21 protein-coding genes and 1 pseudogene are annotated in these 21,960 nt (G+C 68.6%); 11 read left to right on the top strand and 11 right to left on the bottom strand.

The window, feature by feature from the left end:
• Positions 1 to 59 precede the first annotated feature (59 nt).
• A complete protein-coding gene (locus ITJ49_RS13985) occupies positions 60 to 1,112 on the bottom strand; it encodes an XdhC family protein (RefSeq protein ID WP_194606216.1) in 1,053 nt (350 codons plus the stop codon).
• Positions 1,113 to 1,298: 186 nt separating this feature from the next.
• On the opposite strand from ITJ49_RS13985, the gene ITJ49_RS13990 reads away from it, so the two are divergent.
• The gene (locus ITJ49_RS13990) at positions 1,299 to 2,624 is read left to right on the top strand and encodes an amidohydrolase family protein (protein WP_194606217.1); all 1,326 of its coding nucleotides are present in this window, start codon (positions 1,299 to 1,301) and stop codon (positions 2,622 to 2,624) included.
• Positions 2,625 to 2,778: 154 nt separating this feature from the next.
• Here ITJ49_RS13990 and ITJ49_RS17975 read toward each other — a convergent pair whose 3' ends face one another.
• Both ITJ49_RS17975 and ITJ49_RS14000 read right to left on the bottom strand, forming a co-directional pair.
• Positions 2,779 to 3,765 (bottom strand): PDR/VanB family oxidoreductase, encoded by a 987-nt coding sequence (locus ITJ49_RS17975; RefSeq protein WP_194606218.1) that lies wholly within the window; start codon positions 3,763 to 3,765, stop codon positions 2,779 to 2,781.
• Between the two features lie 28 nt (positions 3,766 to 3,793).
• Positions 3,794 to 4,339, bottom strand: coding sequence for a helix-turn-helix domain-containing protein (locus ITJ49_RS14000; RefSeq protein ID WP_235481002.1), 546 nt, complete (start codon positions 4,337 to 4,339; stop codon positions 3,794 to 3,796).
• A 231-nt stretch (positions 4,340 to 4,570) separates the two neighbouring features.
• Between ITJ49_RS14000 and ITJ49_RS14005 the strand changes: the two genes are divergently transcribed.
• The 9 genes from ITJ49_RS14005 to ITJ49_RS14045 all read left to right on the top strand — a co-directional run bounded on the left by ITJ49_RS14005 (position 4,571) and on the right by ITJ49_RS14045 (position 12,436).
• Positions 4,571 to 5,839 carry an amidohydrolase family protein gene (locus ITJ49_RS14005; RefSeq protein WP_370544526.1) on the top strand — a complete coding sequence of 423 codons (1,269 nt, stop codon included), beginning with the start codon at positions 4,571 to 4,573 and terminating at the stop codon, positions 5,837 to 5,839.
• A gap of 6 nt (positions 5,840 to 5,845) precedes the next feature.
• Entirely contained in the window at positions 5,846 to 6,628 is a 783-nt protein-coding gene (locus ITJ49_RS14010; RefSeq protein WP_194606220.1) for an ABC transporter ATP-binding protein, read from the top strand.
• Positions 6,628 to 7,485: an ABC transporter permease gene (locus ITJ49_RS14015; protein WP_228514489.1), complete on the top strand. Its 858-nt coding sequence runs from the start codon at positions 6,628 to 6,630 to the stop codon at positions 7,483 to 7,485. Before ITJ49_RS14010 ends, ITJ49_RS14015 begins: the two co-directional genes overlap by 1 nt.
• 58 nt (positions 7,486 to 7,543) lie before the next feature.
• On the top strand, positions 7,544 to 8,719 hold the full coding sequence (locus ITJ49_RS14020) for an ABC transporter substrate-binding protein (RefSeq protein ID WP_194606221.1): 1,176 nt from the start codon (positions 7,544 to 7,546) through the stop codon (positions 8,717 to 8,719).
• Positions 8,720 to 8,912: 193 nt separating this feature from the next.
• Entirely contained in the window at positions 8,913 to 10,238 is a 1,326-nt protein-coding gene (locus ITJ49_RS14025; RefSeq protein WP_194606222.1) for an FAD-binding oxidoreductase, read from the top strand.
• Positions 10,235 to 11,047 carry a creatininase family protein gene (locus ITJ49_RS14030; RefSeq protein WP_370544527.1) on the top strand — a complete coding sequence of 271 codons (813 nt, stop codon included), beginning with the start codon at positions 10,235 to 10,237 and terminating at the stop codon, positions 11,045 to 11,047. The genes ITJ49_RS14025 and ITJ49_RS14030 overlap by 4 nt, the downstream gene beginning before the upstream one ends.
• A gap of 13 nt (positions 11,048 to 11,060) precedes the next feature.
• Positions 11,061 to 11,654: a pyridoxamine 5'-phosphate oxidase family protein gene (locus ITJ49_RS14035; RefSeq protein ID WP_194606223.1), complete on the top strand. Its 594-nt coding sequence runs from the start codon at positions 11,061 to 11,063 to the stop codon at positions 11,652 to 11,654.
• A gap of 69 nt (positions 11,655 to 11,723) precedes the next feature.
• Positions 11,724 to 12,065 carry a PadR family transcriptional regulator gene (locus ITJ49_RS18250; protein ID WP_370544532.1) on the top strand — a complete coding sequence of 114 codons (342 nt, stop codon included), beginning with the start codon at positions 11,724 to 11,726 and terminating at the stop codon, positions 12,063 to 12,065.
• Entirely contained in the window at positions 12,062 to 12,436 is a 375-nt protein-coding gene (locus ITJ49_RS14045) for a hypothetical protein (RefSeq protein ID WP_194606225.1), read from the top strand. Before ITJ49_RS18250 ends, ITJ49_RS14045 begins: the two co-directional genes overlap by 4 nt.
• A gap of 664 nt (positions 12,437 to 13,100) precedes the next feature.
• Here the strand turns inward: ITJ49_RS14045 and ITJ49_RS14050 are convergent.
• The 3 genes and pseudogenes from ITJ49_RS14050 to ITJ49_RS18255 form a co-directional block, all read right to left on the bottom strand.
• Positions 13,101 to 13,400, bottom strand: coding sequence for a hypothetical protein (locus ITJ49_RS14050; RefSeq protein WP_194606226.1), 300 nt, complete (start codon positions 13,398 to 13,400; stop codon positions 13,101 to 13,103).
• A 32-nt stretch (positions 13,401 to 13,432) separates the two neighbouring features.
• Entirely contained in the window at positions 13,433 to 13,714 is a 282-nt protein-coding gene (locus ITJ49_RS17655) for a hypothetical protein (RefSeq protein ID WP_228514490.1), read from the bottom strand.
• A 382-nt stretch (positions 13,715 to 14,096) separates the two neighbouring features.
• Positions 14,097 to 14,201: pseudogene (locus tag ITJ49_RS18255) on the bottom strand (methylenetetrahydrofolate reductase C-terminal domain-containing protein); the annotation flags it as partial.
• A 79-nt stretch (positions 14,202 to 14,280) separates the two neighbouring features.
• On the opposite strand from ITJ49_RS18255, the gene allB reads away from it, so the two are divergent.
• On the top strand, positions 14,281 to 15,618 hold the full coding sequence (gene allB, locus ITJ49_RS14060; RefSeq protein WP_194606228.1) for an allantoinase AllB: 1,338 nt from the start codon (positions 14,281 to 14,283) through the stop codon (positions 15,616 to 15,618).
• Positions 15,619 to 15,710: 92 nt separating this feature from the next.
• Here allB and ITJ49_RS14065 read toward each other — a convergent pair whose 3' ends face one another.
• From ITJ49_RS14065 to ITJ49_RS14085, 5 genes are all read right to left on the bottom strand, one after another.
• Positions 15,711 to 16,547 carry a MurR/RpiR family transcriptional regulator gene (locus tag ITJ49_RS14065; protein ID WP_194606229.1) on the bottom strand — a complete coding sequence of 279 codons (837 nt, stop codon included), beginning with the start codon at positions 16,545 to 16,547 and terminating at the stop codon, positions 15,711 to 15,713.
• A gap of 5 nt (positions 16,548 to 16,552) precedes the next feature.
• The gene (locus ITJ49_RS14070) at positions 16,553 to 17,791 is read right to left on the bottom strand and encodes an allantoate amidohydrolase (protein ID WP_194606230.1); all 1,239 of its coding nucleotides are present in this window, start codon (positions 17,789 to 17,791) and stop codon (positions 16,553 to 16,555) included.
• Positions 17,788 to 18,990, bottom strand: coding sequence for an alanine--glyoxylate aminotransferase family protein (locus ITJ49_RS14075; protein ID WP_194606267.1), 1,203 nt, complete (start codon positions 18,988 to 18,990; stop codon positions 17,788 to 17,790). The genes ITJ49_RS14070 and ITJ49_RS14075 overlap by 4 nt, the downstream gene beginning before the upstream one ends.
• Before the next feature lie 106 nt (positions 18,991 to 19,096).
• On the bottom strand, positions 19,097 to 20,764 hold the full coding sequence (locus ITJ49_RS14080) for an AtzH-like domain-containing protein (protein ID WP_194606231.1): 1,668 nt from the start codon (positions 20,762 to 20,764) through the stop codon (positions 19,097 to 19,099).
• Complete coding sequence (locus tag ITJ49_RS14085; RefSeq protein ID WP_194606232.1) at positions 20,761 to 21,834, bottom strand: acetamidase/formamidase family protein; 1,074 nt, start codon at positions 21,832 to 21,834, stop codon at positions 20,761 to 20,763. Before ITJ49_RS14085 ends, ITJ49_RS14080 begins: the two co-directional genes overlap by 4 nt.
• Between the last annotated feature and the right edge of the window lie 126 nt (positions 21,835 to 21,960).

Here is a 21,960-nt window from a genome sequence, read left to right on the forward strand (position 1 = left end):
CACGGGCGCCCGCATGTCAGGCGCGCAAGATGGCGCGATCTACAGGCCTGACGCGCGATTCACGCAGACTCGGCCATCTCGAGGCCGAGCCGCGGGCGGCGGTGAATCGCCCCGCGCGTGGTCGCGAGCGACGCCGCCGACGCCCCCGTGCGAGCGGCCAGAACCTCAGCCAGGATCGAGATCGCCGTCTCCTCCGGCGTCGAGGCCCCGAGATCGAGCCCGATGGGCGACCGCAGCCGCGCCAGCACCGACTCAGGCACTCCCCGTTCGCGCAAAGACGCCATCCGGCGCTCGTGCGTGCGGCGCGAGCCCATTGCTCCGACGTAGAACGCGGGCGACTCCAATGCGAGCTCGATGGCGAGGGCGTCGAACCGCGCGTCGTGCGACAAGATGCAGACGATCGACCGCTCGTCGAGGGCCAGCGTCGGCAGCACCCGCTGCGGCCAGCCGACCACCACGTCGGCGCCCGGGAACCGGTCGGCCGTCGTGAACAGAGCACGAGGATCCGTCACGGTCACCCGGTACCCCAGCACGCGGGCTGCAGCGGCGAGAGCCGTCGAGAACTCCATCGCGCCGACGATCACGAAGTGCGCGGGTGCGGCCTGCACCTCGTAGAAGACCTCGATCCGCGTTCCGTCGCAGTCGAGCTCGGCGAGCCCGGAGCCGCCGACAGCCACTCGGGCGGCTAGCTCGGCCTCGATGCGCGACTGCCAGCCGGCAGGAACGCGGCCCGACACGACGAGGGCCGCACCCGCGGTTCGCCCGGCCGCAGCGGCACGCAGTTGCGGTACAACGGGGTGGTTTGAGTCGAGGCGTTCGAGACGGATCCTGAGCTGGCCTCCGCAGGTAAGACCGACGCTAAACGCCGTCTCGTCGTCGACGCCGTACTCGACCGTGCGCGGCAGGCCGTCGGAGAGCACGAGCTCGGCCTCGGCGACGACCGCGGCCTCGACGCACCCGCCCGCGATGGAGCCGATCACGCTCTCGCCGTCGAATGCCATCGACGTGCCGACCGTGCGCGGGGCACTGCCCTCGATCGAGACGGCGGTGGCGATCGCGAGGGTGCGGCCCGCGTCGAGCGCTGCCAGCAGGCGGTCGGCGATCTCGAACATGCCTCAAGGGTCGCACGCCCGGGTTTCGCGCGGGTTACGCCCGGCCCGTCTTGCAAGTTCGAAGGAGATCCTGCCGCGCGACAACGAGAACATCAGGATCCGGCGGGGTCGACTTCACGTTTCTCCTTCGAATTTGCAGAGGGGGCGCGTTACACACTCGACACACGCACCTGCAACGATGCGGGCATGCTCAGAGTCACCGGCGCCGCCACCCTTCTCGTCGACGAGTCCACCGAGATCGAAGGCGGCGAGGTGCTCGTCGATGGCGGCGTCGTCGTGGATCAAACGGCCGCCGGCGAGGCGAAACCGCACTCCGATGCGGACGAACTCCTCGACGCAACCGACGCGATCGTCACGCCCGGGCTCGTCAACGCCCACCACCACCTGCTGCAGAGCGCCTTTCGCACCCTGCCCGGCACGAGGGGCGTGCCGATGACGGCGTGGCTGCCGGCGATGGCCGCGTCGTATGCCGCCGCGGGCATAGATGCGTCGCTGCTCGAGGCGAGCGCCGCTGTCGGGGTGGCCGAGGGGCTTCTGAACGGCGTGACGACCGTCGCCGATCACCACCTCAACTGGCCCGCCGAAACGTCGGTCGCCGATCGAACCGCCATCGCGCGGGCGACCGCCGATGCCGCCGCCAGGCTCGGCGGGCGGCTCGTGTTCGTGCGCGGATCGGCGCGCGACGCTCCTGAGGACGCCGCGGAGTCGGCCGAGGCCATCGTCCAGGCCCTCGTGCCCGGGGCGATCGGCGGGGTGCGCGCCGACGGACTGCTGCAGGTCGCGGTCGGCCCGGCCGGTGTGCACAGCGACAGCCGCGAGACCTTCGAGCTGCTCGGCGAGGTCGCCGCCCGCCACGGACTCCGACGTCGCACCCAGGCCAACGAGCAGGTCGACACCGCCATCGCCCTCCAGCGCTACGGGCGCCGACCGCTCGACCTCCTCGAAGAGTGGGGCTGGCTCGCCGACGACGTGACGATCGCCCACCTCTGCGACGTGAACCCCGCCGAGATCGCCCGACTCGCGGCGGCGGGTGTCACGGCGACACATGCCCCGGGCTGCGACCTGCCCATGGGCTGGGGCATCTCACCCGTGCACGCCCTGCGCGAAGCCGGCATCACGGTCGGCCTCGGCACGAGCGGCGGCGGATCGAACGACGCCGGACACCTCATCGCCGACGCACGCCTCGCGATGCAGGTGGCGCCGCTGGTCGGCCCGGCGCTCAGCGCCCGGACGGTGCTCGGCATGGCGATGGCCGGCGGCGCCGCGGGGCTGGGGCGTCCCGAGCTCGGGCATCTGCGGCCCGGCGCAGCAGCCGACCTCTGCGTGTGGGACGTCGCCGGCGTCGCGGACGCGGGAATCGCCGACCCGGTGGCCGGGCTGCTGTGGGCGTCACCCGGGCGGCGGCCGCGGCACGTCGTGGTCGGCGGGCGGGTCGTCGTGCGCGACTACGAGCTGGTCGAAGCGGACGAGCGAGAGTTGGTAGCAGCGGTGCGGGAGCGGGTCGGGCGGTAGCGCCGGCGGCCGAGGCTCGTGGGCGGTGTCGCGGATCCTGCGCGAATTTGAGAGCAAAACCGCCGTGTGACCGCATCCGGAGGCTGTGCGCCGCACGAATCGCTCGCAAATTGGCGATGCCCCAACAGCAACAACACCGGCAGCAGCAGCAGCCCTACAGCTCCAGCACCAGCCGCGGGCACGCCGCCCGAGACACACAGACGTACATGACCTCGTTCGCCGCCTGCTCGTCGGGCGTCAGGATCGAGTCGCGATGGTCGACCTCCCCCTCGAGCACGACCGTCTCGCAGGTGCCGCAGGTGCCCTCGCGGCAGCTCGAGAGCACTAGAGCTCCGGCCTCTTCGGCGACGTCGAGGATCGACCGGTCGGGCGGCACCGTGATCGTCACGCCGGTCGAGGCCAGCTCGACCTCGAATGCCGACGCGAGCACCGGCTCACCGACCTCTTTCGGCTCGAAGCGCTCGACGACGAGTTGGCGGCCAGCACGCGCAGCCGCCTCCTCGATCGCTTCGATCAGCCGAGCCGGGCCGCAGCAGTAGGTGGTCGTGAAGGGCTTCATTCCGGCGAAGAGGGCGTCGAGGTCGAGACGGACTCCGTCGGATCCTGAGTACAGGTGCAGAGCCGACCCGTGAGCGGCAGACAGCTCGTCGATTAGCGCCATCGTCGACAGCGAGCGACCGGAGTAGTGCACCTCGTACGAGACTCCGGCGCGTGCCGCGGCAGCCGCCATCGACGAGATCGGTGTGACGCCGATGCCCCCGGCGACGAGCACGTACGAGGTGCCGTGCGTCGGCACGAACTCGAAGTGGTTGCGCGGGCCGGCCACCGTGAGCGTGTCGCCGACCTGCACGGAGTCGTGCAACCACGAGGATCCGCCCCGGCCCTGCTCTTCTCGAAGCACCCCGATGCGCCACGTGTCGCTGCGCACCGGCTGCGGCGCTCCGGTCAGCGAATACTGCCGCACCTCGTCACCCGGCAGCACCACGTCGATGTGCGAGCCGGCACTCCAGCCGGGAAGGCCCGACCCGGTAATCGAACCGAGTTCGAACAGTTCCACCCCGTCGGCGGCGCGGGTGCGCGACACGACCCGCACCTCGAACTGGGTCTCGTGCAGACCCTCGGTGGTTCCGGGAGCGTTCATAGCGACTTCCTGTTCACGGCGCCGTCTTTCACAGCGACTGCGGCCTCTCTTTGACGACGAGCACCCGGTAGCCGATCGTGTCGACGGCCCACCAGCGGTGCCGAGTGCCGCCGACGAAGTAGATCGAGTCGCCGGTGCCGAGCGTCCGCGGCACTCCGTCGTCGAAGTCGATCGAGATGGTGCCCTCGATCACGTGCACGAACTCGTCTTCGGCGTGGCTGAAGAACTCGCCGCGTTCGGTGCTGGTGCCGACGAGCAGCATCGGGTGGAAGCTGCGGTCGCCCTCCGTCAGCACGCGCCCCTCGGCCTGACCGTAGGGACCGTGGGCACCCTCGTGCGCTCGAACCACCTGGATTCCCGGCTGATCGGCGCGCCCCTCGCCGTCGATCGCGGCGAGGAGCTCGACCTGAGACGACCCGAGTGCCCGAGCGATCCGCTCGAGCGACACCATGCTCGGCCGGGCCAGCCCGCGCTCCAGCTGCGACAGGAACGGGTGCGACAGCTGCGACGCCGCAGCGAGTTGCACGAGCGTCAGCTTCCGGGCTCGACGGAGCTCCCGGATGCGACGGCCCACCAGCAGCGACTGCTGGTCGATCGCGGTGTCGAGCGAGGTGACGGGGTGCTCCTTCGGATGAATGGACTCGAATTGTGTACCACGGCGACTCGAATCGACCCGCCGCAGTTAACACGTCGAAACGACGGCGTTACGTGGCCGAAACGCAGCGTCCGTAGATTCAAGCATGTTGAGCACATCAACATTCATTCGTCCGCTCGACGAATTCCCCTCCTCCCGCGAAAGACCCCTGTGACTTTCACTCCCCAGCGCCTCCGCCTCCTCACCGGGGCGACGCTTCCCGACGGCTCAGTCGTCGATGTCACGATCGACGGCGAGACGGTCGTGAAAATCGAGACCGCAGGATCCTCGTCCCCGTCGGCAGGCTCGCCCGCGACCGGCGACCCCGCCGTGCTCGACCTCCGCGGTTTCGTGCTCCTCACCGCCCCGGCCGATCCGCACGCGCACCTCGACAAGGCCCTGTCGTGGGAGGCGATCCGGCCGCCCATGGGCGACCTCGTCTCGGCCATCACCTCGTGGCGCGAGTACGCCCGCACCATGACCGTCGACGACATCGCGAGCCGGGCGCGCGAGCAGATCCTCCGCATGCTGGCGAACGGCACGACGTCGATCCGCACCCACGTCGACATCCTGCTCGGCGGCGCGCCTCTTCGCGGTGCCGAGGCACTTGGCCGGGTTCGTGACGAGCTCCGCGGCCTCGTCGACCTCGAACTCGTGGCTCTCGCCGGACCCGATGTGCCCGACGCCGACATCGAGGCCGCCCTCGATCTGGGAGTCGACCTCGTCGGCGGCTCGTCGCATCTCGCACCCGACCCCAGCGCCGACCTGCAGCGCCTCCTCGCGATCGCCGCGCGCCGCGGAGTGGGCGTCGATCTGCACACCGACGAGAGCCTGGCCGGCGCGATCACCCTCGACGAGTTCGCCGAGACGGTGACCGACTGGACCGTCCCGGTCAGCGCGGGCCACTGCGTGCGACTCGGAACCGTCGACGCCGAAGCCCGCGACCTGATGATCGCGGCGGTAAAGAAGGCCGACATCGGCATCATCGCCAACCCGATCACCAACCTCTACCTGCAGGGCTGGGAGCACCCGGTCTCGATGCCGCGGGGCCTCACGCCTGCGCGCCAGCTGCTGGACGCCGGAGTCCGTCTCGCCGCCGGGGCCGACAACGTGCGCGACCCGTTCAACCCCCTGGGCCGCAGCGACGCCCTCGAGACGACGATGCTCATGGTCACCGCCGGTCACCTCACCATCGACGAGGCCTACACGTCCGTCAGCGACGGAGCCCGCTCCGTGATGGCCCTGCCCGAGGCCGGTGCCCGAGTCGGGGCGAAGGCCGAGCTGCTTGCAGTCAAGGGCACGAGCCTCGCCGACGTCACGGCCAATGCGCCCGCCGACCGCTACGTCATTCACGCCGGGCGCCTCGTCGCTCGAAGCCGCTCCACCGTCGAAGTCGCGGTCCCCCTGCCCGATCCCGCCCTCCTCACCGAAACCAGGTAGCCGCCCATGACGACCACAGCTCCGGCAAGCCCCACCCGGACGACCTCCGGCGGCACCGACACGCTGCTCGACTTCCAGAACGTCGCGATGCAGTTTCCGAACGGCACCGTCGCGCTCCAGGGCGTCGACCTCACCGTGCAACGGGGCGAGTTCGTCACCGTCGTCGGCCCCTCCGGCTGCGGCAAGTCGACACTGCTGCGCATCGCATCGGGCCTCGAGCAGGCCTCCGAGGGAACCGCCGCGGTGAAGACCGACCGCATCGGCTACGTCTTCCAAGACGCGACGCTGCTGCCCTGGCGCACCGTCAGCGACAACGTCGAACTGCTCGCCGAACTGAACGGGCGGCCCGCCAAGGAGCGCCGGGCGAAGGCGCAGGAGGCGATCGAGCTGGTAGGCCTCTCGGGCTTCGAGAAGAACCTGCCGAAGGAGCTCTCGGGGGGAATGCGCATGCGAACGTCGCTTGCGAGATCGTTGACGCTGGATCCTGAGCTCTTCCTCTTCGACGAGCCGTTCGGCGCCCTCGACGAGATCACCCGCGAGCGCCTCAACGACGAACTGCTCCGCCTCTTCGTCGAGAAGCAGTTCGCCGGGCTGTTCATCACGCACTCCGTGTCGGAGGCCGTCTACCTGTCGACCAAGGTGATCGTCATGTCGGGTCGGCCCGGCTCGATCGTCGACACCTTCGACGTGCCGTTCCCCATGCCGCGCAGCCCGGAGATCCGCTTCGAGGCGGACTTCGCGAAGCTCGTCGGCGAAGTCTCACACGCTCTCCGAGAGGGGCACCGCTGATGGCCTTCGACACCGCCGGCACCACGACCACCGGCCAGGGCGCCGCGGGCATCTCCCAGCCGCGCCGCCGCAACGGCAACTCGCGCGCCATGAACATCGGTCTGCCGATCGTCGTGTTCTTCGTGCTCGTCGGCCTCTTCTACGTCGCCGCGTTCTACTACGACAAGGTGAAGGGGCTGCCGTTCCTGGTGCCGTACCCGCACCTGATCCTCAAGGCGGTCTTCACCGAGCCGATCTTCCAGAAGCAACTCGCCGAGGCACTCGGCAACACGATGCTCGTGGCCGTGGTCGGCCTCGTCATAGGCGTCGTCATCGGCATGGTGTGGGCCGTCATCATGGCCCAGGCGAAGTGGCTCGAAAGCGCCCTGTTCCCCTATGCGGTCGTGTTGCTCTGCATCCCGATCCTCGCGCTCGTGCCGCTGATCGGCTCGCTCTTCGGCTACGAGTTCAAGTCGCGTGTGATCGTCACCGTGCTGTTCTGCCTCTTCCCGATGATCGCCTCCACGCTGTTCGGCCTCCAGTCGATCGACAAGGGCCAGCGCGAGCTGTTCCAGCTGCAGGGCGCCGGTCGCTGGACCATGCTCACCAAGCTCCGCTTCCCCGCCGCCCTCCCGTCGATCTTCGTCGGCCTGCGCAACGCCGCGGGCCTCGCCGTGATCGGTGCGGTCGTCGCCGACCAGTTCTTCCAGCGGGGAAACGGCGGCCTCGGCGTGCTCATCTCGGTCGAGAACCAGCGCCTCAACGGCGCCGAGATGTATGCGGCGATCCTCACCGCTTCCATCCTCGGCGTGCTGGTCTTCGTCCTCTTCAACGTGCTGCGTCGCCTCGCGATCGGCAAGTGGCACGACCAGAACTAGCTCCCCACCCGAAGACAGCACCCTCCCCTTCACACAGCACCCACATCAAGGAGATCCCATGCACCTCCCCAAGCGCGCCCTCGCGGGCCTCGGCCTCGTGGCCGTCTCGGCGCTCGCCCTGTCTGCCTGTTCGTCCGACAGCGGCGCAACGACCGACACGAAGACGACCTCTGCCGCCGCGGCCGTCGACCTGTCGAGCGTCTGCCCGGCCAACGTCGTCATCCAGACCGACTGGAACCCGGAGGCAGACCACGGTCACCTCTACGAGCTCCTGGGTGACGATTACAAGGTTGACGCGAGCAAGAAGAGCGTCTCGGGCACCCTGATGTCGGGCGGCAAATCGACCGGTGTCCAGGTCGAGATCCGCTCCGGCGGCCCGGCCATCGGCTACGCCTCCGTCTCGTCGCAGATGTACCAGGACAAAGACATCATGCTGGGCTATGTCACCACCGACGAGGGCGTGCAGAACTCCGCGAAGCTCCCCACCACGGCGGTCATGGCCGAGAACGACATCTCGCCGCAGATGATCATGTGGGATCCGGCAACCTACCCCGACGTCACCACGATCAAGGAGCTCGGCGCCGCCCTCGAGAAGAACGACGGCGTCGTGCGCTACTTCGGTGGCTCCGCCTACATGGAGTACCTCATCGGCAACGGCATCCTGCCGAAGAGCGTCACCGACGGCAGCTACGACGGAACCCCGTCGAAGTTCGTCGTCGCGAAGGGCAACGACGCGCAGCAGGGCTTCGCCACCGCCGAGCCGTTCATCTACAAGAACCAGGTCTCGGCCTGGGGCAAAGACGTCAAGTACCAGCTCGTCAACGACACCGGCTACCCGATCTACCCCGAGGCCATGTCGGTCCGCACCGGCGACCTCACCAAGCTGAGCCCCTGCCTGAAGAAGCTGGTGCCCGTGCTCCAGCAGGCCGACGTCGACTACATCACCAATCCCGGCACCACGAACAAGCTCGTCGCCGACCTCGTCACCCAGTACAACAACGGCTGGGTTTACGACGAGGACGTGGCCAACTACGGCGTCGAGACGATGAAGAAGCTCAAGATCGCGTCGAACGGCGACAACGACTACGTCGGCGACATGGACACCGAGCGCATCCAGAAGGTCATCGACATCGACACTCCGATCTACGAGAAGTCGGGCACGAAGCTGAAGTCGGGCCTCGCACCGGAAGACCTCTTCACGAACGAGTTCATCGACAAGTCGATCGGGTTCTAGCTCTTCTTATCGCGGCCGGTGGCCGCGGCACCGGACCTCGGACAAGCTGTGCCCACCGCGGTGGACTGCCACGGCACCGGACCTCGGACAAGCCTCGGTCGTCCGGTGTCGTGGCCGTCCACCACCGCCGAAATCCTCCACCCACACGGCATCGACCACACCAGGCAGCGACCATGATCCAGAAAGCCCTGTCATGACCACCACCCCGGAACACCTCGCCGCCCTCGTGGCCGAACTCCGCGAGCTCCTCGGCGAGCGCGGCGTCTCGGTCGAACTCGCCGCCCGCGAGAAGGCCTCCGTCGACGGGTCGCGCCTCTCACCCGTCATCAGCGCGCAGCTGCCGCTCGGCCTCGCCGACGTCGTCGCCTTCCCGACCACCGCCGACGAGATCGCCGCCGTCGTGGGCGCCGCCTCGCGCCACGGTGTACCGATCACCCCTCGTGGCAAGGGGACCGGCAACTACGGCCAGGCCATCCCGTTCACCGGAGGCCTCGTGCTCGACATGACGAAGGCGCGCGCGGTGGTGTCGGTCGGCGATGGCGAGCTCACCGCCGAGGCCGGCGCGACGATGGTGTCACTCGAGCAGGCCGCCAACAAGGCCGGCCAGCAGATCCTGATGTACCCGTCGACGGCTCAGTCGTCGCTCGGCGGATTCCTCTCGGGAGGATCCGGTGGCACGGGCTCGATCAAGCACGGCTCGAACCACCAGGGCTTCGTCAGGGCGCTCGATGTCGTCCACGCCGACGGCACGGGCGAGATCGTCCACGTCGAAGGCGACGAAGCTCAGCTCTACGTGCACAACTACGGCACGGCCGGCATCATCGTCCGCGCCACGATCACCCTCGAACCACTACAGGAGTGGCTCGGATTCTTCGCGAGCTTCGATACGTTCGAGCAGCTTCTTCCGCTGATCCGCGCCTTCGGTGAGCTCGATCCGCTCCCCCGGCTGGCGTCGGGAGACCTCGCGACGTTGGCCGATGCACTTCCGTCGGATCCTGGGATTCCCCAGGGTCGCGCGTCGCTCCGCGCGATCCTCGACGCCTCGACCGTCGCACGTGCCACCGAGCTCGTGGAGGCCGCCGGGGGTCGCGTCGAAGACGTCCGCGAGGGGCCGCAGACGTCGATGAAGATCAGCATGATGTCGTACAACCACCCCATCGAATGGCTGCAGAAGGCCTACCCCGACACGTACTTCCACGTGGAGGTGTCGGGTGACGCGCTGATCGACCGAATCGACGAGGTGCACGCCGTCTACCCCGGCGGGATGCTGCACATCGAGACCGCGCACGGGCGCCCGATCGGCATGCTCGCCGGCACGTACTCGTCGGCGGAAGACGTCTACGCCGGATTCGACCGCCTGAAAGAGCTCGGCGTCGGGTTCCACAACCCGCACCAGTGGTTCGTCGACTTCGAGCCCGCTCGCACGCGCGAGCTCGCCGCGACCACCGACCCGAACGGGCTGCTGAACCCCGGCAAGCTCGTCGACGCCACTATCAACACCGGAGCCAAAGTCTCGTGACCATCTCTTCTGCCTCCACCCGCGACCTCGTCAACCTGTCGGGCCCCGCGCTCGCATCGACGCTCACGTCGTCGTCAATCCTCGTGATCCCGACCGGAGCCATCGAGCACCACGGACCGCACCTTCCCCTCTCCACCGATTGGTTGATGGCCGACCTGATCGGACGCGGCGTGGTCGAAGCCGCCGCCGCCGAGGGGCAGGACGTCTGGCTGCTCCCATCGCTCGCCTACACGAAATCGGACGAGCATCACTGGGCGCCCGGCACCATGTGGCTGAACGCCGACACCCTGATGCAGACAGTCGTCGACCTCGGCCGCTCCATCGCGAACACCCCGGCCCGCACGGTCGTCTTCTACAACGGCCACGGCGGCAACATCGCCCTGCTGCAGGTGGCGCTGCGCGAACTCCGGCGTCGCTTCGGACTGCGCACCTTCTTGATGGGCTCCAACATGAAGGGCGGCGACGGCACCAACGGCCCCGACGAGCACGGCTTCGGAGTGCACGGCGGCCACAGCGAGACGTCGATGATCCTGCACCTCCGCCCCGACCTCGTCGACATGTCGAAGGCCGAACGGTGGATTCCCGAGCACATGCTCGACCTCGACTACGTGAAGTTCAACGGCGGCCCGGTGCACTTCGGCTGGCTGTCGAACGACTTCGGCGAGGCCGGCGTCATCGGCGATGCGTCGGAGGCGAACGCCGAGTGGGGCGCGTCCCTCTACAAGACGGCCATCGAGGCGGGCGTCGCGTCGCTGGCCGAGATCGCGCGGTTCGACCACCCCGCGCTCGAGCCGGGCACGTTGTCGTGATGACGGTGCTCTCGTGACGGTGCCGGGCACACTCATCCCCGACGAGGCATGGGATCTCCTGGTCGACTGGCTACCATCCAACGAGGATCCGGAGCGCCCGCAAGTCACCCTCTCGACCGTCGACTCCTTCGGCGACCCGGATGCCCGCACGGTGCTGCTGACCTCGTTCGACGAGAAGGGCTTCTACTTCAACACCGACGGCGCCTCGCGCAAGGCGGCCGACATCGCGGCGCATCCGGCCGTGGCCATCACCGTGCTCTGGCCGGGGTTCACGCACCAGGTCGTCATCCGCGGCACGGCCGCCCCCGCGCCACCTGCCCACGTCGCGGCGGCCTATGCGGCACGGTCGCCCTACCTGAAGCAGCTCGCCTGGCTGAACACGCACGAGTTCGCGGCCCTGCCGCGCGACGAGCGGGTGGCGCAGTGGGCGGCGTTCGAGGAGGCCCACGCCGGAGTGTTCGAGCAGCCCGAGTCGTGGGTCGGCTACCTCGTGACGCCGACGCGGCTCACCTTCTGGTCGTCGAACGGCGATACGGCGTCGCAGCGGGTGGAGTTCTCGCTCGCCGCCGATGGCAGTTCGTGGTCGCGAAGATTCCTAGCCGGTTAGAGACGCCGATCTTCCATGGGGAAGGTTGAATCTCGACACGGACACTTCTGACTGGTGTACGGTCTTGATATGTCAGTTTGTCGAGAAGCATGGGCTGGCATCGTCTTACCCTTGGCGGTGACCAACCTTCTGCGACGTCGTCCATCCCACGGCTATGAGCTTGTACAGCGCCTTGACACCGCGGGGTTCACGGGCGTTGGCGGGGGCACTCTTTATCCCCTTTTGCACCGCCTTGAGAGAGGCGGTGCCGTCTCATGGACGTGGGAGCACCCCTCCGCAGGCCCCGCTCGCAAGCGCTACGCGTTGACCGAGAGCGGTCAGGCGCTCGTTGACCAGCTCACTAACGACTGGCATTCGATGTCTAGTCACATCGAAATATTTCTTCGCGAGAAAGGGAGGTCCGCGACGTGACCTATTACCGACGACTCGTCTTCGCCCTCCGACGACGAGGGCTTCCGGAGCAGGAGGTTCTCGATGTACTAGCCGAGGCGCAGACACATTGCTTGGCAGTCGGGCAAGGTCCCGAGCAAGCGCTCGGCCCGGCGCGTGAATTCGCAGCATCTTTCGCAAAGGGAGACCGCTGGCCCGTCGGCCTCAGAGTCTTCTACGGTTCAGTGCTATTGGGGCTCGTTCAGATCATCACTGTGATTTGGATCACCAAGGCCAATAATCTCGACCACACCGCGGGCCCCGTGGCATGGGTGCTCGAGATTGCCTTAAGTATTTTCTTGGCCGGTTACCTGATCGGTCAAGGTATGGATAGGCGCCTGCCCCCGGCCTGACCGGTGGCCCCTCGGTCTTACTTCACGTCCGAGGGGCCACCGCTCACCAACCCAGGAGGCGTTTGATCTGCTCGTAGAGGGCGCTCCCCATGGCACCAGTGACAATGGCAGAGACTGCCTTCGGTGCGTATTTTTTCACCGCGTTGAAGAACGCTGTTGCACCCCTCTTCGCAAATGGTTTCAAGACATTGAGGAGCCCCGGAACTGCCCTAGCCCCAGCTACAAACAAGCGAGCTGCGGCAGCAATGACCACGGGAAGGAAGCGCGACTCCCCCGCCGCTCTCGCTGCGCCTGGTGCCACTGGTGCGGTGGGGCCGACTGGTCCTGCCGGGACGTGCACTGTAGTTGCGCGGGCCAGGGTCGTAGAAGGCGTACCGACAGCAAGTCGTGCCGACGACAGAGAGGCACTGACTCGCGGAATGGTCCCTGAGGCCGCTCCTGCTGGAGTAGCACCGATGCCGGCTAGAAGGCCGCCGGCGACGACAGCCGTAATGAGGGTGTTGGTGAATTTCATTCTCTTCTCCTAGCTTCCTGGTGTGGATTGCAAATGTGGCATTCCAACGTTCAGGACTCAATGAGTTGGTGAGAAACTAGATGCGGAGCGAGCTAGGCCACAAACCGTACTGGGCTCTAATCGAGCGACTTAGATGTCCGATTGCGACGCTTAGCACCCAAACCGCTCGTACGGATCGCAGACGAAATCATCGTCGGCGTAAGCCGAACGAATGTCTGCCATCCAGCTGTCAGCAGCTTCTCTCGACAGAGGTGGGAGGGGGTTCTCGGCTAGCCGAGCGAGAAAATCCTCGCTCGGAACGCCGATCTTCTCGACGCGGTACTCCGGCCCGTCGACAACGATGTGCTGAAACGACGGAACATCGGTACCGTCTGCAACTAGCCACAGTGAAGCCTGCTCGAGTTCTCCGGTTTCGATGGTCCGTAAATCATATCGGTCTGGTATAGACATATCAGCAAGTTAGACCATCCGGAGACGACTCGCTAGTAAAGCCTCCGCCCCGCAGCAGCCAGCGCCTCCGCGAACCGCTCGCGCGACACGACCGACGACCCCGCCCCGCCTGACAGGTTTACGCCGCGCACGCCGGGGAGCGCCAGCATCTCGAGCGACATCTCGACGGCGGCTTCCACCCCCGAAGCGAAGAGGTCGCGCGCCCCGAGGATGCGAGGGAGAAAGCCGTCGGGCAGCACCAGTGTGGTGAACGACTCGAGCAGTCGCGCCGACGCCGCATCGACCACGACGGGGATGCAGGGAATGAAAGCCACGGTCGATCCAAGGTCCCTCGCCTCCCCGATGAAGCGCGCGACCGGGCCCGCACCGCCCGCGTGGTTCACGAAGCAGACCTCGGCGCCGGCGCGCTCCTTCTCGACCAGCCGGGCAGCCCTCGCCGAGGCAGGCGGGCGGGAACTGGACTCTCTCGGATCCTGAATCCCCTGCCAGACCGGCGTCGACACTGCCCACGAGGATCCGGGCCATCCGCCCACCCGACACGGCGTCGAGGGCCCGCCCGGGAAAATCGGCCACCACCACCTGGCGCTTCGCGAGGGTGTCGCGCATCGCGGCGCCCGGCCCCGATGAGGACGCGGGCGGCACGGACAGCGCGGGCGCTGGCCACCGCACCGTTGGCCCGTCGAGAAACGGGCAGGCATGTTCGGCCACCTCGCACGTGCCGTCGAACTCCACCCCGCCGCAGGGGCCATAGACCATCGACTTTGGGCAGCCTGGATGGGGCTTGGGGGCAGTCTCGTCCATGTTGACCACACTTACATTCCTCTGTTTCGATCGTGGTGTCGGACCGTTTCGAGCGCGTGAAGTCCCGTAAAATCAGGGGATGACGACTGATGCCGCCCCCATCGACCTCGTGATCCGATCCGAGTCGGTGCTGATCGACGGCGCCTTCCGCCCAGCAGCCGTGAGCGTGATGTACGGCCGCATCACGGCGATCGACGACATCGACTCGGCCGTCACCGCCCTCGAAGACCGCACGCTCCCTGAAGGCCAGGTGCTGATTCCCGGCATCGTCGACACGCACGTGCACGTCAATGAGCCCGGCCGCACCGACTGGGAGGGCTTCGCCAGCGCCACGAAGGCCGCCCTCAAAGGCGGCGTGACCACGATCATCGACATGCCGCTCAACAGCATCCCGCCGACGACGACGCCCGAGGCCCTCGAGCTGAAACGCGCCGCCGCCGGGCCGCAGGCCTCAGTCGACGTGGGCTTCTGGGGCGGAGCGATCCCCTCCTCTCTCGGGCACCTGCGCGGGGTGCACGACGCGGGCGTCTTCGGCTTCAAGGCGTTCCTCTCCCCCTCCGGCGTCGACGAGTTTCCGCACCTGTCGACCGAGCAGCTCCACGAGGCGATGGCCGAGATCGCGGCGTTCGACGGCCTCCTGATCGTCCACGCCGAAGACCCGACGACGCTCGACTCGGCTCCCCACCCCGAGGGCACCGACTACGCCGCGTTCGTCCGCTCGCGGCCCGACTCCTCCGAACAGGCGGCGATCGATCACGTAATCGAGGCCGTCCGTCGTACCGGCGGCCGCGCGCACATCCTGCACCTGTCGTCGGCGGCGGCCCTTCCGGCGATCCGGGCGGCGAAAGCCGAGGGGCTCCGGCTCACGGTCGAGACCTGCCCGCACTACCTCTCCTTCGAAGAGGAGCACATCCCCGACGGCGGCACCCAGTACAAGTGCTGCCCGCCGATCCGCGACGCCGCCAACCAGGAGCAGCTCTGGGCAGCCCTCGTCGACGGCACCATCGACCTCGTCGCGAGCGACCACTCCCCCTCGACGGCCGAGCTGAAGTTCGCGGGCGACGGCGACTTCGACCTCGCCTGGGGTGGCATCTCCGGTCTCGAGCTGAGCTTCCGCGCGGTGTGGACCGGAGCCCGGACACGGGGCATCCCGCTCGAGACGGTCGTCGGCTGGATGGCCACCTCGACAGCCGATCTCGTCGGGCTCGGCGATCGAGGCCGCATCGCCGTGGGCGCGCAGGCCGACCTGGTCGCATTCGACCCTGAAGCGCCGTTCACGGTCGACGCCACCGCGCTCGCGCACAAAAATCCGGTCAGCGCCTTCGACGGTGCCGCCCTCGTCGGCTCGGTCGAGACGGTGTGGCAGCGCGGCGTCGCGGGCGGCGGCCTGGTGGGCCAGCTCGTCGCACGGCCGTAACGGAGCGGCGTTCAGAACTCTGGCAGAAGTGCCCGATTCCCAGCGATTAGCCCTCGTTTCGGCCGGTTTTGCCAGAGTTCTGAACCGCCCCGCTACTCCAGTTCGCCCAGCTCCCCGTAGAGCGCGGTGATCCCCTCCACGCGCGCCCGCCCGCCGCGAGGGTCACGTGCCAGCACAGCCGCGGCCAGGAGGTTCGCCAGGCTCATCGCCGCCGCGTACGAGTCGAACGCCGACAGGCTCGTGACGGGTGCGACGAGCGTCACAGCGCCCGAAGGCCCGAACTCAGGATCCGCCACGACCACGATCGGCACCCCTCTCCGGGTGAGCGCGGCGAGCACGCTGCCGAACCCCCGGGGTCGGCGTCGGAAGCCGACCAGGACGACTGCATCCTCCGCCCCCAGGCCGCCGAACTCTTCCCCCACCGACTGACCTGGTGCGGGTGCGATCCGCACCCCGCCGCGCGCCTGCGTGAGCTGCTGCCTCAGGTGCAGTGCGACGGGATAGCTGTTGCGGAATCCGACCACGACGACCTCGCGGGCCGAGGCGAGCAGCTCCGCCGCCCGATCGAGGCGCCCATCGGCCAGCCCGTCGACCATCCGGTCGAGAGCCGCGTGTTCGGCGCGGAGGTGAGCCGCGAGGTCGGCGGTGGGCCCTACCGACACGGGCACGCCGGTGCTTCTCAGCGCACGGGCGTGCTCACGGACCTCCTGCGCATCGACGTAGCCGAGGGTGCGGAAGAGCCGTGAGACGGTGGCCTTCGAGACGCCGCTCGCGGCAGCGATCTCGGTAGCGCTGTACACGGCAGCGTCGTCGGGGTGGCGGAGGAGGTGATCGGCCGCTCGGCGCGCTCCCGGCGAGAGACTGTCGTAGGTGTCGCGGATCCTTGTCTCGATGTCGCCCTGGGTCTCGATGTCGCCGTGGTCGGGCATCTGCGCTAGGCGGTCTTCGACGCGGCGAGATCGAGGACGGCTGCCTCGAACGCGTCGAGCGCGATGGCCACATCGGCCTCGGTGACGGTCTCGTCGGGGTGGTGGCTGATGCCGCCGTGCCCGTTGCGGATGAAGAGCATGGCCCAGGGAGCCAGCTCGGCGACCGCCATCGCATCGTGACCGGCCTTCGAGAAGAGGACCATCGGATCCTGTTCGCCCGTCGCCGTGCGGATGCCCGCGCGGATGGAGTCCTGCAGCGACGCATCGGCGACGACCGCAGGCGCGTTGTGCGTCTCTTCGACGGCGAACGCGAGGCCGCGACGGTCGCAGACCTCGGACGCGACCGCCTGGATGCCGAGCCAGACGCCGTCGCGCACCGCATCGGTCTCTCCGCGGAGATCGAGGCTGAATTCGACCCGGCCGGGGATGACATTGACTCCGCCGGGGAACGCCTGCAGGCGCCCGACCGTCGCGACACAACCCGCCGAGCGGGCGAGCTGCTCGACCGCGAGGACGACCTCGGACGCGCCGGCGAGAGCATCGTGCCGCCGGTGGAACGGGACTCCCCCGGCGTGACCCGCCTCGCCGGTGAGGGTGAGGGCGAACCGTCGCGCACCGGCGATCGACGAGACGACCGCCAGGGGCAGATCGGCCTCTTCGAGGTAGGGGCCCTGCTCGATGTGCGCCTCGAGGTAGGCGACGATCTCACCGCGCTTCGGGGAGGCATCGGCGATCCGCTCGGGGTCGAGGCCGAACTCGACGAAGGCCTCGCGCAGGGTGGTGCCGTTGTCGTCGGTGAGGTGCCAGAACGCGTCGTCCCAGGTGCCGGCGAGGGCGCGGGAGCCCAGGAGGGCCGTGCCGAATCGGGTGCCCTCCTCGTCGGCGAAGGCGGCGATCTCGAGGGCGAAGGGCAGCTCGGCGGCGCTCTCACGGAGGCGCTCCGCGACGGCGATCGCGAGCATCACGCCGAGGATGCCGTCGAAGCGGCCGGCGTTCGGAACGGTGTCGAGGTGCGATCCGAGAAGAACGGCGGGGAGGCCTGGCTCGCGCCCCTCTAACCTTCCTCGCTGGTTACCGGCCGCGTCGAGCCAGGTGCGAAGGCCTGCCTCCTGCATCCACTCGCCCGCACGACGGTTCACCGCCGCGAGCTCGGGAGACAGGTAGACGCGCTCGATGCCGTTCGGATCAGACGATTCGCGGGCGAGCGCGTCACACCGGACGAGGATCTCGTGGGCGTCGATCACGCGGGCACCTCGGCACGACCCGCGTCGGAGTAGACGTCGTAGGCCGCGCCCACTCCACCCCCGCCCGTGACTGTCACGCCGCCCACACGGAGCACTGCCTCGAGCGCGGCGAGAGTCGTGAGCACCGTGTCTTTGCGCGCGTTGTAGCCCATGGTGCCGATGCGCCAGACCTTGCCGTGCAGCGGTCCGAACGAGGTGCCGATCTCGATGCCGAAGTCGTTGAGCATCGCGCCACGAGCAGCGTCGCCGTCGATGCCGTCGGGGATCATCACCGCCGCGACGTTCGTCATCTTGTGCGTCACATCGCCGAAGATCTCGAGCCCGAGGCCGCGGAGGCCCGCCAGCATCGCGTTCCCGTGCAGCGTGTGCCGGGCGACCATCTGGTCGAGCCCCTCCTCGACGACGATGCGGGCGCACTCGCGGGCGCCGTAGAGCATCGTAGTGGCCTCGGTGTGGTGGTTGAGCCGCTTCGGGCCCCAGTAGTCGAAGATCATCGCGAGGTCGAAGTAGTTCGACCGGATCGGGTGAGCACTGACGACATCGCCCTCGGTGCGGATTCCCGCCTCGATCGACTTGCGGGCGGTGATCACGTCCACCGCCTTCTGCGAGAAGGTCACGGGGGCCGAGCCGGACGGGCCACCGAGGCACTTCTGCAGGCCCGCGGTCACGGCATCGAGGCCGAGGTCGTCGACGTGGAACGCGTTGCCCGCGAGCGACGCCGTGACGTCGGTGTAGAACAGCACGCCGTTCTTCTCGCAGAGCTCGCCGAGCCCCTCGAGCGGCTGGGCCATCGTGGTGGACGTGTCGCCGTGCACGACGGCGAGCAGCTTCGGCTGCACGCGCTCGACCGCCTCGGCGATCGCCTCGAACGAGAACACCTGGCCCCAGGGCACCTCGATCACGTGCACCTCAGCGCCGCAGCGCTCGGCGATCTCACGCAGCAGGTGCCCGAAGCGGCCGAAAATCGGCACCAGCACTCGGTCACCCGGCTCGATCAGCGAGACCAGGGCGGCCTCGATGCCGGCGCGCGAGGTGCCGTCGACCAGAAGCGTCTGCTCGTTCTGCGTCTGAAAGACCTGGCGGTAGAGCACCTGAGTTTCGTCCATGGTCTGCGTCATCCACGGGTCGTACTGGCCGACCAGCTGCGCCGACATCGCGCGCAGCACGCGCGGATCGGCGTTGATCGGGCCGGGGCCCATGAGGAGTCGCGCGGGCGGGTCGATCGGCTGAAAAGACTGTTTCACGAGGCCAGTCTATGCAACTTGTGTTTCAGACGGGTTTCGCCGAAACTGGCGGCGCCTGAGTTTAGGAGCGCAGGGCCACCTCGAGCGAAGACGCGATGCCGATCAACGCCAGGTCGGTGCGCCGCGGCCCGACCAGGCAGAGCCCGACGGGCCCGCCGGGCACCGACATGAGCGGCGCCGACACCGCCGGATACCCGCCGACCCCGGCGATGCAGGTGAGACCGAGTGTCTGCGATCGCACGACGTCGATCTCTGCCGGCGTCGAGCTGAGCAGCGGAGCCGACGACGACGCACTGGGGAGCAGCAGGATCCTGCCGTCGAGCACCCGGTCGAGGTGGTCGCGCTGGGCCGCCAGCTCGGCGCGTGCGTCGGCCTCGTGCGCCGCGTCGACGCTGCGGCCGAAGAGGAAGCGCGATTCGACATCGGGAGCCAAGGATCCGGGGTGCGCCGTGATCCAGTCACCGTGCGAGGCCCACGCCTCCGCCGCCTGCGCGATGCGGAACAGCTCGTAGAGGTGAGCGATGTCGCCGAGTGCGACCTCGGCGGGAGCGCCGAATCCGGCAGCGGGCAGGGCATCGACGAGCGAGCCGAACGCATCGCGGACGTCGGGCGAGACAGACGCGCTGAGCCGCCGGTCGACGACGAACGACGGGTTGACCTCGCGCTGCACGGCCGACGACCGCGCGGCGACGCTCTCGAACGACGCGGACGCCACACGGGCCAGCAGATCGGCGTCGCGGGTGAGCCACCCGACCGTGTCGAAGGTCGGCGCGAGTGGCAGCAGGTCGGTGCGACGGATCGCATTGTGGGTCGTGCGGAGACCCCAGAGCCCCTGGTACGAGGCGGGCACACGGATCGATCCGCCGGTGTCGGTGCCAAGCCCGATGCTCGCGTGACCCAGTGCGACGGCCGAGGCCGGGCCCGACGACGAGCCGCCCGAGATCGCACCGGGCACGACGGCGTTCGGAGGAGTGCCGTACGACGAGTTACGACCGGCGATGCTGTACGCGAACTCGTCGGTCTGGGCGATGCCGAGCACCGAGGCGCCGGCGTCGAGCAGCACCTGCACGGCCGGCGAGTGGAACTCGCTGTCGACCTGCTCGTCGAGGTAGCCGGGCACACCGGCGCCGATGCGCACGCCCGCCACGGCGAAGAGGTCTTTGACGGCGACGGTCTCGCCGGCGAGGGGGCCGGGAGGAGACGAAGGATCCGCGGTGGTCTCGATCAGAGGAGCGCCCACGACGCGCCAGATGCGCGTGTCGAACACCGGGGTCGGCGCCTGCACCTGCGCGGTGGCGATGCGCCACACGCCCGTTCCGTCTTCGGCAGCGGTGTCGGCAGCGGCATCGGCATCGGCAGCGACGTCGGCAGGGGCACCGACCGCGTCGGCACCAGCCGCGCTCCGCCGCCACAGCTGCGTCACGACCCCGCGCCCACCCGCCTTCGGGGCATTCACCGAGACGATGACCGCCGTGTCGGCGTCGATCACCCGCACGTGCACCTGGACGATCTCGCGCTGCGGCGCCTGCGAACGGCGTCCGCGGAACGCCGAGATCGCGTCGTGTCCGACCAGGAGCCCGCCGCCATCAGCCCGGAGCGTCTCCGCTCCCGGCTCGAAAGCCTCGCCGAGCGCCTGCTGGTCGTTGCTCTTCAGTGCCGTCTCGTAAGCATCGAAAGCGGGGATGAGGCCGTCGGGCAGCTCGCCCTGCAGAGTGGTGATGGTCGTCATTCGAAGTCGCTCACTCGGATCCTGGCGTGGACGCCCTTGACCAGGTCGACGACCTGGGAGATGTTGAAGTCGGTCGCGGCCGACAGGTACGCGAAGGCGAGGCTCTCGTCCATGCCGAAGCGGGCATGCAGCAGGTCGATCGCCGCTCGCACGCAGTTCTGCACGGCGACGTCGAGGTCTTCGTCCATGCCGGTGGGCACGAGGTAGTCGGCGGTCTCGGCGAGCGGCCCGGCGATCTCACCGAATGCGGCGAGCGCGGCCTTCCGCTTGATCAGATCGAAGCGGACGGTCACGCGCAGCGACGCCTCCATGGCGGTCAGCGCGACCTCGCCGTCGCCCTGCGCGAAGTGCGGGTCACCGACGTACGCCAGGGCGCCGGGCACCTGCACCGGAAGGTGCAGCGACGCTCCCTCCACCAGAAGGTTGATGTCGATGTTGCCGCCGTGCGCTCCGGGTGGCACCGAGTGCGGCCGTTCGTCGCCGGCGACAGCGACGCCCATGATTCCCAGGAACGGTCGGAGCGGGAACCGCACGTCGTGCGGCCCTCCCGGCGTGCGCGGCATCGTTCCGAGGAGCGCTCCCGCCGGATCCTCGTCCACCGTCGCGAAGACGCTCACGTTCAAGCCGCCCCGTGGGTACTCGCCCGGCAGCGCACCGCGCCCGTGCCGGTTCGAGATGACGCCGTAGGGCACGCGCGGGGTGGCGGTCACGAGGGTCATCGTGATGAGGTCGCCCGGCTCGGCGCCGCGGATCGCGATCGGGCCGGTGACGACATGCGGGCCGTCGACCGAAGGATCCCGCAGTCCTTGTGAGGCAGCGACGGCGATGGCGTCTTCGAGCACCTCGTCGGCGGCCACACCGTGGGTGCCGAAGTAGGCGAGCGGATCGCGCCCCTGGTCCTCGAGTATCCCCTCGTGGCTGAGGGTGTCGATCGTCACCTCCGTGCCCGGGTCGACGGTCAGCACGGCGGTGTCGGCCGCGCAGGGCAGCCGCCCCCACAGGACATTCGGGGCGGTCGCGGGCAGATACAGGTCGGCGGGGATCGCTCCGTGGCCCGGCTGCAGGATCATGGCTGACACCCTAGCGAGGCCGGGTTTCGGGCTTGTTGCGTGGCCGCGAGTGCCGCCTAATGCTGCCTCTGCCTGGGCCGGGGGCGCATTTGGCGGCACTCGGCAACTCCGGCACGAGGTTGGATG

It is taken from the genome of Frondihabitans sp. VKM Ac-2883 (genome assembly GCF_015350875.1).
Classification (GTDB): domain Bacteria; phylum Actinomycetota; class Actinomycetes; order Actinomycetales; family Microbacteriaceae; genus Frondihabitans.